The following is a 12,433-nucleotide window of genomic DNA, read 5'->3' on the forward strand; positions in this document are numbered from 1 at the left end:
GGTCGCTACGGCGGCTTCTGGTACGGCGTGAAGGGGGCGGTTCCCTGTCGAGGGAGCCGCCCCTTTCACGTGCCCGGTTGTCAGTGCCGGGTGTTTTCATGGGCGTATGAACAACGATCAAGCCTCCGCCGATGAACTCGCCGCGCTGCGGGCGGCGTTCGGCGTGGACGACGGCGGGGAGTCGGCGCTCGGGTGGGACGCGGTGCGCGCGTTCGAGGCGGAGCACGGGGTGGTGCTGCCGGAGCCGTACCGGACGTTCGTGGCGGAGATGTCCGACGGGTCGTTCCAAGGGCCGCCGGAATACGGGCTGGTGGGGCTGGCCGAGTTGCCGGACGACTGGGACGGCGGCGAGGAGGACCGGGACCTGGGCAAGCCGTTCCCGCTCGCCGCGGGGTGGTTGTGGGAGGAGGGCGACGGGCCCTACGAGGACCCCGACGCGGTCGTCGAGCAGGTCCGGAACCACGGCTCCATCGTGCTCGGGACCGACGGCTGCGCGATGAACTGGCACCTGGTCGTCACCGGCCCCCAGCGCGGGCACATCTGGCACGTCACCGATGTGGGCGCCATGCCGTTCGGCGCGGAGTTCGGGTTCACGACCGCCGCGCCGGGGTTCGCCGGCTGGGTGGCGCACTGGGCGGCCGGCAAGGAGTGGTTCGACGCAGAGTGAAGCCTCTCAGACCAGCGTCCTGATGTGGTCCGGCGACGTCAACTCCGCCCGTCGCACGATCAGTTCACGGCCCAGCAGCAACGTCCGCCGAGACGCCGGCGCCGGATCCGGCAGCGTCGTCAGGTCGGTCAGGTGGGCGAAACCGATGATGCGGCGGACGATCTCCGTGCCGGCGTAGCCGACGGAGTCGGTCCAGACGCGGGACAGGAAGCGGTCGAGGTAGGCGTCGTCGAAGAAGGTGTCGACCCGGGTGGACCAGAGGCGGCGGAACTCGGTCTCGAACGCCGCCCAGGACAGCCGGAGTTGGTCGCCGTGGTCGGACAACGTGCCCAGCTCACGCGCCCGTTCCTCCGACACCAGCACGTTCGCCCAGTACAGGCCGAGGTCGTAGCCGATCGGGCCGACGAAGGAGAACTCGGGGTCGAAGACCCGTACCACGGGGGCGCCTTCGCGCTCGCCGACCATGACACTGCCGGTGTGCAGGTCACCGTGGAGGAGTGCCTGCGCGCTGGTCATGAAGGTGTACCGGAGATCGGCGACCTCCGTGCGCAGCCGGGTGTCCGCGCGGAACTCGGCGGCGAGGTCGGCCAACTCCGGGAGCCAGTGGTTGTGTTCGTGCTCGATGTACGGCTCGGAGAGCACCACGTCCTCGGTGATCTTGCACAGCTCGGGACTCACCGAGGTCGCGATCAGCGCCTTGCGGTCGGCGGACGACATACCGAAGTCACTGGTCGCGAAGGCGAGTTGGGCGACGAACTCGCCGATCCGGGCCGAGGTGTCCGGGCCGTACGACGCGCCCTCGTTGAGGACCGTGCGCAGGACCTCCAGGTCGGACATGTCCTCCATGACGAGGGCGTAGTTGTCGGCGTCGTAGCCGTGGATCGCCGGGATCTTGTCGGGGGCGACGCGGGCCACCTGTTCGTAGGCCCGGGCCTCGGCGTCGGCGCGCTCGGGGCTCATCGGCCAGGAGGGGCCGGCGACCCGTACCCAGGGCAGCGCCTGCTTGATCGCGAGGCGGTGGCTGCCGTCGGCGTTCGACGCGAGGAACACCCGGTTCATGTTGCCGTCCGACACCTCACGGACGTGGATGTCGGTCACGTCCGCCCAGTGGCCGCGCTCGTGCAGGTAGGCCGGGATGTCGTCGGTCTCCAGGATGCGGTAGCCCATCGTACGAACTCCTCGAACTTCCTTATGCGGTGCGGCGCTTGGACAGGGTGAAGCTGAAGACCAGGGCGAGGATGAGGACCGCGCCCTCGACCACGTCCTGTGTGTAGTAGGGCAGGCCCTTGATGGTCAGACCGGTGGTGATGATGCCGATGAGGACGGCTCCCAGGGCCGTGCCCCAGACGTTCGGGCGGCCCCGGCCGAGCACCGACGTGCCGACCAGCGCGACGGCGACCGCTTCGAGGAGTTGGCTGGTCCCCGCGCTCACGTCACCCTGGCCGATGCGGGACGCCAGGATCAGGCCGCCGATGGAGGCGAGGACGCCGGAGAGGACGTAGGCGAGGGCCCGGTACGCGCCGACGCGGATGCCGGCCAGGCGGGAGGCCTCGGGGTTGGCGCCGATGGCGTACAGCACGCGGCCCCAGCGGGTGCGGGCCAGGAACACCCAGGCGACGACGGTCAACGCGCCGAAGATCAGCACGGAGATGGGGATGCCGAGCATCGTGCCGCGGTCGATGCGCAGGAAGCCGTCGGTGAACTTGCCCGGGGCGGTGGTGCCGTCTGACTGGGTCATGCCGGCGGAGATGGACTGGCCGTCGACCAGGATGAGTTTGGTGCCCTGGATGACGAACATGGTGCCGAGGGTGGCCAGCATGTCCGGGATCTTCATGACCACGATCAGCAGCGCGTTCAGCAGCCCGGCCAGCGCGCCCGCCGCGATCACGGCGAGGATCGCGACCGTGCCGACCTGGTTGTACGTCACCATCGTCTTCGCGGCGACGGTGACACCGAGCCCGGCGACCGCGCCGACGGACATGTCCATTCCGCCGACGGCCATGGTGACGGTGACACCGAGGCCGAGGATCGCTGCGACGGAGACGTACCGGAGGGTGTCGAGGAGGGTCGCCGACTCCCGGAAGGAGCCCTCGCTCAGCGCGAAGTACAGGAAGAGCGCGACCGTGACGAAGATGAAGCCGTATTTGATGACGGCGTTCTGGACGAGCACGGCGGTGGAGACGGCGGGCGGCGCCGCGGCCTTCGGTGCGGTCTCGGAGCTCTGGGTGGTGGTCATGGCGTACTTCCTGCCGTGGCTTCGTGTGCGGCTTCGTGCGGTGCGTCGTGCGCGGCTCCGTGCGGGGCGTCGTGCGCGGCTCCGTGCGGGGCGGGCATCAGAAAGGCGCCGTGGGACTCGACTACCGGCGTCGGACGGGCACCGCCGAACCGGTCCGCCGGCATCACGCGGACGCGACCGAACCGGTCTGCGGGCATCACGCGGGCGCGGCCGAACCGGTCTGCCGGCATCAGACCGACGCCACCAGACTCGTCCGCCGGCATCAGACGAGCGGCGCCGAACTGGCCTGCGGGTACCACGCGGACGCCGCCCATCGGATCTGCCGCCGTCACACGGACACCCTCGAACGGGCCCGTGGGCATCACCCGGACGCGGCCGAACAGACCTACCGGCATCAGACCGACGCCGCCGGACGGCTCTACGGGCACCACGCTGGCGCCGCCCACCAGGCCTGACCTCGTCAGTCGCACCCCACCGAACCGCCTCGCCGACATCACACCGACGCCGAAATCGTCTGGATCACCCGATCGCGTTCCGCCTCTTCGCCGTACGCGTCGAGGTGGATCTCCCCGGCCGCCAGGACCACGACCCGGTCGGCGATCTCCAGGACCTCGTCCACGTCGGCGGAGAGGACAAGCACAGCCGCACCCTCCGCAGCCAGCGCACGCGCCCTGCGGCCGATGTCGCGGCGTGCGCCGATGTCCACGCCTCGGAACGGCTCGTCCAGGATGAGGACACGAGGGGTGTGTGCGAGCCAGCGGCCGACGACGACCTTCTGCTGGTTGCCGCCGGAGAGCTCCTCCACCGTGCTGTGCTCGTCGCGGGCGACGACGCCGAGGGCGTCGATGGTCTCGCGGCCGAGGGCGTCCTCCTTCGCCGTGTTCACGAGTCCGCCCCGGGACAGGGACTTGAGGAACGGCAGCGAGATGTTCTGCGCCACCGACCAGCCGGGAACGAGCGCGTCGGCGTGCCTGTCCTCGGGGACGAGGTGGACGCCGGCGCGGATCGCGTCGGCGGGGCGGCGGGGCGCGTAGGGCTCGCCGTCGAGGGTGACCGTGCCGGTGGCGAAGGGCTCGGCGCCGAACAGGCCACGGGCGAGTTCCGTCTTACCCGCGCCCAACAGGCCTACGACGCCGGTGACTTCACCGGCGCGGAGGTCGAGGTCGAGGGGTGCGCGGCCGTCGAAAAGGTGGACGCCGCGCAGACCGAGGACGACGTTCCCGTGCTCGCCGCCGCGCTGCGGGCGGGCGCTCGTCGCCTCGTGGGCCTGGGCGAGCATCGCGCGCAGGGCGCTGTCCCAGTCGAAGGGCTTGACCTGGTCGTCGGTGAGACCGCCGTCCCGCAGGACGACCAGCCGGTCCGCGAGCGCGTCGATCTCGCCGAGGCGGTGGGAGACGTAGAGGACCGCGATGCCGTCGTCGCGCATCTTCTCGACGAGGGCGAAGAGCCGCTCCGCCTCGGCGGCGGAGAGCGCCGAGGTCGGTTCGTCGAGGATGAGCAGCCGGGGGCGGGTGGCGAGGGCGCGGGCCAGGATGAGCAACTGGCGGTCGGAGATGCCCAGTTCGGTGACGTCCCGGCGCAACACGGCGTCGCTCCAGTCCAGCCCCAGCGCGGCCTGGATCTCGCGGGCGCGGGCCAGCACGCGGCGACCGTTCAGGAACGGGTTGCCACGGCGTGTGGCCAACTCCTCGAACACCAGGTTCTCGGCGACCGTGAGGCCGGGCACGATGCCCTCGCCGATCCGCTGGTGGACCGTCTGGATGCCCAACTGCCGGGCGGCCGACGGAGATTGGAGAGCCGCGGGCTCCCCTGCGACCCGCACCTCCCCGCCGTGGTCCGTGTGCACGCCCGACAGGATCTTGATCAGCGTGGACTTGCCCGCGCCGTTGGCGCCGAGCAGCGCGACCACGCTGCCCGGTGCGATGTCGAGCGAGACGGAGGCCAGCACCGTCTTGCCGCCGAAGGCCATGCTGACGTCGCGGAGCGAGACCGCGACGTCAACAGCCGCCACGTCAACTGCCTTGTCAGTGGGCGACATTGGGGATCCAGTCCGCCGTGCTCACCTTGGAGAGGTTCAGGGCGGGCAGGGCCGCGCGCAGTTGGTCCATGTTCTCGATCTTGTTCTTGCGCAGGAAGTCCTGCGTGATCGCGACGGCCGGGAAGTCGACGGTGGTCTTGTTGAGCTGACCGGCCAGTTCGAGGGCGGCCGTACGGACGACGGCGGCGCCGACCGCCGACGGGTCGGTGCCGGCGGTGGCGACCCACGGGCTGTTGGCGGCGGTCATGTTCTGGATGTCGGCGTTGGAGACGTCCGCGCCGAAGACCTTCACCTTGCTCTGGAGCTTCTTGTTCTGCACGGCGAGGAGCGTGCCCTTGGCCAGCTCGTCGTAGGGGGCGAACACGCCCGCCACGTCGGAGTGTTGGGTCAGCGCTGCGGAGACGAGGGGAACGTTGTCGGTGGCCGTGGAGTCGGTGACCTTGCCGACCTTGAACTCCTGCTGCCAGCCGTTGGCGTCGACGGCGGTCTTCCAGACGGAGTTGCGCTTGTCGAGGGCCGCGTAGCCGGCCACGTTGACGTAGCCGACCTTGGCGTTCTTGCCGACCGTCTGGGCCATCACGTCGAGGACGGCCTTGGCCATGCTGGCGTCGTCCTGCTCGGTGCTGATCACGGACTTGTTGGTCTGGTCGACGTCGTAGACGACGACCTTGATGCCCTTCTTCACCGCCTGGTCGATCTCGGGCTGGATCGTGGACGGGAAGCCGTGGTCGACGATGATCGCCTGCGCGCCGGAGTTGATCGCCGAGGACAGGTCGGTGGCCTGCTTGGCGTTGTCGGCCTGCGCGTCGTACACGGTCAGGTCGATACCGAGCGCCTTGGCCTGCGCCTTCGCGCCGTTGCCCCACTGCTCGAAGTAGTCGCCGGCGCCGCTCTGCCGCACCAGGGCGACCTTGACCGTGCCCTTGCTGAAGGGGGCCGGCTTCTTGCCCGTGGCGGCCGAGGCCGAGGCGGCCGTGTCGGCGCTGCTCTTCGAGGCGTCCGTGGACTGCGAGCAGCCCGCCAGGAGGAGGGCGGAGACGGAGGCCAGCGAGAGCGCGGCGAGGGGGACGCGGATACGGGACATGAGGGGCTCCTGGTGCGGGTACTGCCGAGGTGATGGAAGGACGGAGTGCTCACCCGGAGCAGGGGGCGAAAACGCGCCATCGCACACGGGGTGCGCCCTCGCACGAGCGGCTGGGACAGGCGGCGGGCGGCCCGGGATGCGGGATCGCGCCGGTGGCTCCGGGTGTGGTCAGCGACAGCGGGCTGTGGTCGACCGGAGCAAGTCCACGTACAGCCGCCGCACGAGCAGCAGCGTCTTCATAAACAGATCATGAGAACGATTCCAGCCATTGGTCAAAGGGATGGAAGCGGTTTCTCATCAGGTGAGACAACGACTACGTCACATCAGGCCTGCTCACCGACGCCGGTTACCATCACATAACCGGCCCCGACCCGGTACGACGGGCCGCGCTGTACACGCTTTCCGCCCCCCACCGGTCCGGCGGCCGTCTCGCTATCCGGACATCACGCCCACTTTTTCGGAGTTGCTCCCATGACCCTGCTGACGACCTGGTCCGAGTCCGGCCCCGAGACGCTCGTGCGCCGCACCGCCGACCCCGTCGAGATCGCCGCCGCGCTCGCCCCCATCGGCGTCCGCTACGAGCAGTGGCCGATCCACGAGGACGTCCCGGCCGACGCCGACAGCGACACCGTCTTCGCCGCGTACGGCCCGGAGATCGACAAGCTGAACGCCGAGGAGGGCTTCACCACCGTCGACGTCCTCGGCCTGCACCCCAGCGACGACCCGGAGTACCCGGCGAAGGCAGCCGGCGCCCGCGCGAAGTTCCTCCAGGAGCACACGCACGACGACGATGACGAGGTCCGCTTCTTCGTCTCCGGCTCCGGCATCTTCTACCTGCACGTGAACGGCGAAGTGCACGCCGTCTACTGCGAGAAGGGCGACCTGCTGGGCGTGCCGCGCGGCACCACCCACTGGTTCGACATGGGCACCACGCCCGCCTTCACCGCGATCCGCTTCTTCCACGAGGAGGACGGCTGGGTCGGCAACTTCACCGGCTCGACGATCGCCTCGCGCTTCCCCGACTACGACACGATCGACGCCGGCTACCAGCAGGACAAGGCCGTCGCGTGACCTTGCGGTACACCGTGGACGCCGTGGTGCTCGACATCGAGGGCACCACGAGCGCCACGGGTTTCGTCGTCGACGTCCTCTACCCGTACTCGCGCTCGCGCTTCGCCGCGCTGCTCGCCGAGCGGGCCGAGGACCCGGCCATGTCCCGGGCGATCGCGCAGGTCCGCGAGCTGACCGGCGACCCGGACGCCGACGCCGTACAGATCGAGAAGACGCTCAACGCCTGGCTGGACGAAGACCGCAAGGCCACGCCGCTGAAGACCCTCCAGGGCATCATCTGGTCCGAGGGCTTCGCCCGCGGCGACCTCGTCTCGCACTTCTACGACGACGTCGTACCGGCCCTGCGCACCTGGCACACGGCGGGACTTCGGCTGTACGTCTACTCGTCCGGCTCGGTGGCCGCGCAGCGCGCCTGGTTCACGTCGAGCCCGGAGGGCGACCTCCTGCCGCTGGTCTCCGGTCTCTACGACACGGAGAACGCCGGTCCCAAGCAGGAGCCGGAGTCCTACCGCCGTATCGCGGAAGCGACCGGCGTCGAACCGTCCCGGCTGCTCTTCCTCTCCGACCGGCCCGGCGAGCTGGACGCGGCCGTGGCCGCGGGTTGGCACGCGGTGGGCGTACGGCGGCCGGGAGAGCCGTACTTCGAGCAAGGCGTCGGCGACCACGCACGGGCGGGGACGTTCGACGAGATCAGCATCACCAGTTCAAGGAGCACCACGTGACCACCGAGATCAGTGACCTCGACCTGAAGGAGGCGGGGGCTCAACTCGCCGCCGAGTCCGCCCGGTTCGCCTCGTTCGGCTGGATGAGGGGGACCTCCGGGAACCTGTCCGTGGTGGTGGGCCGGGATCCCCTGCGGCTGGCTGTGACGGCGAGTGGGCACGACAAGGGTGAACTGACGCCGGACGATGTGGTGTTGGTGGACTCCGAGGGTGCGGCCGTCCGGGGTGGCAAACCGTCCGCCGAGGCCGAACTCCACGCTCGTGTTGCTGCGTTGACCGGTGCCGGTGCGGTCGTCCACGTGCACACCGTGGCGTCTGTTGCCATGGGGCGGCGTGCGCCGGGCGGGATCGTGTTCAAGGATGTCGAGATGCTCAAGGGTGTTGGGCAGCCTGCGCATGATGTCGAGGTGACGCTGCCTGTTATCGCCAACAGCCAGGACATGAAGGTGCTGGGCGATCGTTTGGAGGCGGCTCGGGATCCTCGGATGCCGGCCGTTGTTGTCGCCGGGCACGGGCTTTATGTGTGGGGGGCGGATCCGCGTCAGGCACGGCATCACACTGAAGTGGTGGAGTGGTTGCTGGAGTTGGAGCTCAGCACTCCGCGGGAAGCGTAGAAGTTCGTCTGCGGGCCGGTGGGGGCTGGTCGCGCAGTTCCCCGCGCCCCTGAAAACAGGGCGCGGGGTCTTGGCGGTACTTCACACTCGCCGCTACTTCAGGTGGTCGCCGGGGAGTTCGCCCGCCGACACCTCCAACACGCCCCGCTCCGTGACCAGTCCGGTCACCAAGCGGCCCGGCGTCACATCGAAGGCGGGGTTGTGGCCACGCGACTCGACGGGAGCCGTCCGTACTCCCGCCCACTCCAACACCTCGGCCTCGCCCCGGAGTTCGATGTGGATCTCGTCGCCGGTCTTGGTCGAGAGGTCGACCGTGGTCGTCGGGGCCGCTACGAGGAACGGGATGCCGGCGTCCGCGCAGGCCAGGGCGACGCCCACCGTGCCTACCTTGTTCGCGGTGTCGCCGTTGGCCGCGATGCGGTCGGCGCCGACGATGGCCGCGTCGACCTCGCCGCGCAGGATCGTGCCGGAGGCGGCGCCGTCGGCCTGGACGTAGTGCGGGATGCCTTCCTGGACCAACTCCCAGGCGGTCAGGCGTGATCCCTGGAGCAGGGGGCGCGTCTCGTCGGCGTAGACGACCTCCACCAGCCCACGCGCGTGCAGTTCGCGGATGACGCCGAGTGCGGTGCCCCAGCCGGCGGTCGCCAGCGCGCCCGTGTTGCAGTGCGTCAGAAGCCTCAACGGCCGCTCCACGCCCACCTGTTGGAGCCTCTCGAGCAGCCAGTCCGCGCCGAACGCGCCCATCGCGCGGTTGGCGGCGACGTCCTCGCGCTGAACCGCCGCGGCCTCCTCCAGCACCGCGTCGAGGCCCTCGTCGAAGCGGGTCATGACCCGGTCCACGCACACCATGAGGTTCACCGCGGTGGGACGGGCCTCACGGACGCGGGCTACGGCCGCGCGCGTCTCGGCCTCGGTCCAGCCCTCCCGCTCGCCCTCGATGAGCGCGATCGCGACGCCGTACGCGCCCGCCGCTCCGATCGCGGGCGCACCGCGCACCACGAGTCGCCGGATCGCGTCGACCAGGGTGTCCACATCGTGGACGGTCATCGTCTCGTTGCGGTGCGGGAGCAGGGTCTGGTCGATGAGTGCGAGGCCGCTGCCGGTCCAGTCGACCGCGCGCAATTCCTGGGACATAACGGGACACTCCTGCTGTTCCAATGGTGTCGGACACCGTACATGACCTCGAAGAACCACAGTTCGAGACAGTCGAGCAGGTGTCTCAAAACGAATGTTAAAGTCCAGCTCCCGCAGCCCGAAGGCCGAGACGAAGGAGGACGCGTGCTGTTGACGATGCGCCGTTTCCTCGATCACGGCCGCTGCGCGAGCGACTGCTGTCGACGCTGACCTGTCCCTCTCGCGTCCACCCCTCGTCCAGTCCCGTCTCACCATCTGGTCGCACGCGCTCCCGCCGGAGCGCGCCTTGCCGTACCCCGGAAGGTCCCCATGCTCCGCAGATCACGTCGCACCCTGCAGTTCGTCGCCGCCTCCACGCTCATGGTCACCGCCGCCACCGCCTGCAACGCCGCCGCGAAGAGCGACGCCTCGGACAGCGCGAGCGGCAGCAGCGGGAAGTCGTTCACGCTGGTCACGCCGGACGCGGTCGGGCAGAACGAGTTCCTGAAGCTCGCCGTCACCGGAGTGAAGGCCGCCGCGAAGACGCACAACGGGACCGAGAAGGTCTACGAGTCGACGGACACCGCGTCCCAGCAGCAGAACGTGCAGGCCGCCGTGGACGCGAGCCCGAACGTGATCGTGCTGGTCGGCTTCGAGTTCGCCGACATCGTGGCGCAGCAGGCGAAGGCGCACCCGAAGCAGCAGTTCCTGATGATCGACGCGTGCACGACGAAAACGTTCACGAACGTCACCTGCGCGGTCTTCCGTGAGCACGAGGGTGTCTATCTCGCGGGCGCCGAGGCCGGGTTGCTCAGCAAGAGCGGCAAGGTCGGCGCGGTGGACGTGCTCGACACTCCCCAATTCCGGCGCTACAGCGACCCGTTCGCGGCCGGTGCCAAGAAGGTCGCCGCCAAGACGTCCGCGTCGACGCGCTTCGTCGGCGGCCAGTCCCCGTTCGACGACTCGGCGCGCGCCAAGGAGCAGGCCAACTCCCTGCTCTCCAAGGGCACCGACCAGATCATGGCGGCAGCGGCGGCCGGCAACTACGGCGTCTTCGAGGCCGCGAAGGCCAAGGGCGCGTTCGCGTACGGCGTCGACGTCAACCAGTGCGTCTCCTCCCCCGGCACGGTCGTCGACAACGTGATCAAGAAGACGGACGTCGCCGTGGAGAAGGGCGTCGAGCAGGTCCTCGCGGGCAAGACGGGCACCTCGGTGTCGTACGGCCTGAAGGAGGGCGGCATCAGCCTCACCGGCCTGGAGGCGGGCGTCGACTCGTCGAAGTGCGTGATCGCCCAGCACAAGGACGTCCTCACGAAGGTCAAGGCGCTGCGCGACCAGATCGTGTCCGGAGAGCTGAAGGTCGATGACCCGGCCGCCAGTTGACCCAGCGGTCGAGCTCCGGGGAATCACCAAGCGGTTCCCCGGCACGCTCGCCAACGACTCCGTCGACCTGACCGTCCAGCGCGGCGAGATCCACGCCCTCATGGGCGAGAACGGCGCCGGCAAGTCCACCCTCATGTCGATCCTCTACGGCATGGAGCGCGCCGACGCGGGCTCCATCCGGATCGACGGGCGCGAGGTCACGTTCGGCGACCCGAGCGTGGCGATGGCCGCCGGGCTCGGCATGGTCCACCAGAGCTTCAAGCTGTTCGACTCGCTGACGGTCGCCGAGAACGTCGTCTACGCCGCCGAGCCGCGCCGCTTCGGCCTGGTGGACCGGGCCGCGGCCCGCCGCCGGGTGCGGGAGCTGGCCGAGGAACACGGGCTCGCCGTCGATCCGGACGCCCGGGTCGGCGAGCTGCCGGTCGGTCTGCGGCAGCGCGTGGAGATCCTGAAGCTGCTGCACCGGGGCGCCCGCACGCTGGTCCTCGACGAGCCGACCGCCGTGCTCACGCCGGCCGAGGCGGACGCTCTGTTCGCGGTCCTCAAGTCGCTGGCCGCGCAAGGCCGTACGGTGATCCTTGTCACGCACAAGCTGCGCGAGGTCCTCGAAGGCAGCGACAACGTGACCGTGCTGCGGGACGGCCGGGTGGTCGCCCGCCTGGTCACCGCGGACACCTCCGCCGACGAGATCGCCGCCGCGATGACCGGCCGCGCCGTCGAGCTCGATCGCGTGCACGCGCCCGGGACACCCGGTGACGTGGTCCTGGACGTGAGAGACCTCACCACGGACGCCGTCCACGATGTGGGCCTCACCGTCCACGCCGGGGAGATCGTCGGGATCGCGGGCGTGGCCGGCAACGGCCAGAGCGAGCTGATCGAGGCACTGGCCGGGCTGCGGCCCGTCGCCTCCGGACAGGTGAGTCTCAAGGGGCGGGACATCACCCACGCCTCGGCCACCGAGCGCCGGGCACAGGGCCTCGCCTATGTCCCCGAGGACCGGCACGCGGTCGGTACGGCACCGGCGGCCAGCGTCGCGGACAACCTCGCGATGGGTCACCACCGAACGTCCCTCTCCACAAAGGGACTTCTGCCGCCCGCGTCCGTACGCGCCCACGCCGGACGGCTCATCGAGCGCTTCGGCATCAAGGCGGCCACCCCCGAGGTACCCGCCTCCGCGCTGTCCGGCGGCAATCTGCAGAAGCTGCTGATCGGCCGCGAACTCGCCCATGAGGCACCGCTGTTGCTCGTCGAGCAGCCCACGCGCGGGGTCGACATCGGCGCCATCCAGAACATCCACGACCAGATCGTCGCCTACCGCGACGCCGGTCACGCCGTCCTCCTCGTCTCCGCCGAACTGAGCGAGATCCGGGGCCTCGCGGACCGGGTCCTGGTCATATACGAGGGCCGGGTCACGGCGACGTACACGAAGGACGAGGCCGACGAACGGGCACTGGGGCTCGCCATGGCGGGCGGGGCCGTAGCGCCGACGGAGGCCGTCGACTGAC

General features: G+C 69.9%; 12 protein-coding genes. 7 read left to right on the forward strand and 5 right to left on the reverse strand.

The features are described from left to right. Nucleotides 1–106 precede the first annotated feature (106 nt). A complete protein-coding gene (locus tag OG223_RS12225; RefSeq protein ID WP_329246449.1) occupies nucleotides 107–667 on the forward strand; it encodes an SMI1/KNR4 family protein in 561 nt (186 codons plus the stop codon). 6 nt (nucleotides 668–673) lie between these two features. On the opposite strand, the gene mtnK is transcribed toward OG223_RS12225, so the two are convergent. Together mtnK and OG223_RS12235 are read right to left on the reverse strand one after the other, a co-directional pair. Next, nucleotides 674–1,834, reverse strand: coding sequence for an S-methyl-5-thioribose kinase (gene mtnK, locus OG223_RS12230; protein ID WP_329246451.1), 1,161 nt, complete (start codon nucleotides 1,832–1,834; stop codon nucleotides 674–676). Nucleotides 1,835–1,856: 22 nt separating this feature from the next. Further along, the gene (locus OG223_RS12235; protein WP_329246454.1) at nucleotides 1,857–2,903 is read right to left on the reverse strand and encodes an ABC transporter permease; all 1,047 of its coding nucleotides are present in this window, start codon (nucleotides 2,901–2,903) and stop codon (nucleotides 1,857–1,859) included. 110 nt (nucleotides 2,904–3,013) lie between these two features. Here OG223_RS12235 and OG223_RS12240 point away from each other — a divergent pair, with 110 nt between their 5' ends. Further along, the gene (locus OG223_RS12240) at nucleotides 3,014–3,358 is read left to right on the forward strand and encodes a hypothetical protein (protein WP_329246456.1); all 345 of its coding nucleotides are present in this window, start codon (nucleotides 3,014–3,016) and stop codon (nucleotides 3,356–3,358) included. A gap of 38 nt (nucleotides 3,359–3,396) precedes the next feature. Here the strand turns inward: OG223_RS12240 and OG223_RS12245 are convergent, their stop codons facing one another. Further along, nucleotides 3,397–4,941, reverse strand: a complete 1,545-nt coding sequence (locus OG223_RS12245; RefSeq protein ID WP_329246459.1) for a sugar ABC transporter ATP-binding protein — start codon at nucleotides 4,939–4,941, stop codon at nucleotides 3,397–3,399. After that, nucleotides 4,928–6,025, reverse strand: coding sequence for a substrate-binding domain-containing protein (locus OG223_RS12250; protein WP_329246462.1), 1,098 nt, complete (start codon nucleotides 6,023–6,025; stop codon nucleotides 4,928–4,930). Before OG223_RS12250 ends, OG223_RS12245 begins: the two co-directional genes overlap by 14 nt. 471 nt (nucleotides 6,026–6,496) lie before the next feature. On the opposite strand from OG223_RS12250, the gene OG223_RS12255 reads away from it, so the two are divergent. From OG223_RS12255 to mtnB, 3 genes are read left to right on the forward strand one after another with little or no spacing between them, the layout of a single operon-like run. Then, nucleotides 6,497–7,096 carry a 1,2-dihydroxy-3-keto-5-methylthiopentene dioxygenase gene (locus tag OG223_RS12255; protein ID WP_329246466.1) on the forward strand — a complete coding sequence of 200 codons (600 nt, stop codon included), beginning with the start codon at nucleotides 6,497–6,499 and terminating at the stop codon, nucleotides 7,094–7,096. Continuing rightward, a complete protein-coding gene (mtnC, locus tag OG223_RS12260; protein WP_329246469.1) occupies nucleotides 7,093–7,818 on the forward strand; it encodes an acireductone synthase in 726 nt (241 codons plus the stop codon). The genes OG223_RS12255 and mtnC overlap by 4 nt, the downstream gene beginning before the upstream one ends. Next, a complete protein-coding gene (gene mtnB, locus OG223_RS12265; RefSeq protein WP_329246472.1) occupies nucleotides 7,815–8,432 on the forward strand; it encodes a methylthioribulose 1-phosphate dehydratase in 618 nt (205 codons plus the stop codon). Before mtnC ends, mtnB begins: the two co-directional genes overlap by 4 nt. A 93-nt stretch (nucleotides 8,433–8,525) precedes the next feature. On the opposite strand, the gene mtnA is transcribed toward mtnB, so the two are convergent. Then, the gene (gene mtnA / locus OG223_RS12270) at nucleotides 8,526–9,566 is read right to left on the reverse strand and encodes an S-methyl-5-thioribose-1-phosphate isomerase (RefSeq protein ID WP_329246475.1); all 1,041 of its coding nucleotides are present in this window, start codon (nucleotides 9,564–9,566) and stop codon (nucleotides 8,526–8,528) included. Nucleotides 9,567–9,875: 309 nt separating this feature from the next. On the opposite strand from mtnA, the gene OG223_RS12275 reads away from it, so the two are divergent. Together OG223_RS12275 and OG223_RS12280 are read left to right on the forward strand one after the other, a co-directional pair. Continuing rightward, a complete protein-coding gene (locus OG223_RS12275) occupies nucleotides 9,876–10,928 on the forward strand; it encodes a BMP family ABC transporter substrate-binding protein (RefSeq protein WP_329246478.1) in 1,053 nt (350 codons plus the stop codon). Further along, on the forward strand, nucleotides 10,909–12,432 hold the full coding sequence (locus OG223_RS12280) for an ABC transporter ATP-binding protein (protein ID WP_329246482.1): 1,524 nt from the start codon (nucleotides 10,909–10,911) through the stop codon (nucleotides 12,430–12,432). The genes OG223_RS12275 and OG223_RS12280 overlap by 20 nt, the downstream gene beginning before the upstream one ends. Nucleotide 12,433 lies beyond the last annotated feature (1 nt).

The sequence above is a fragment of the Streptomyces sp. NBC_01478 genome (genome assembly GCF_036227225.1).
Lineage (GTDB): Bacteria > Actinomycetota > Actinomycetes > Streptomycetales > Streptomycetaceae > Streptomyces.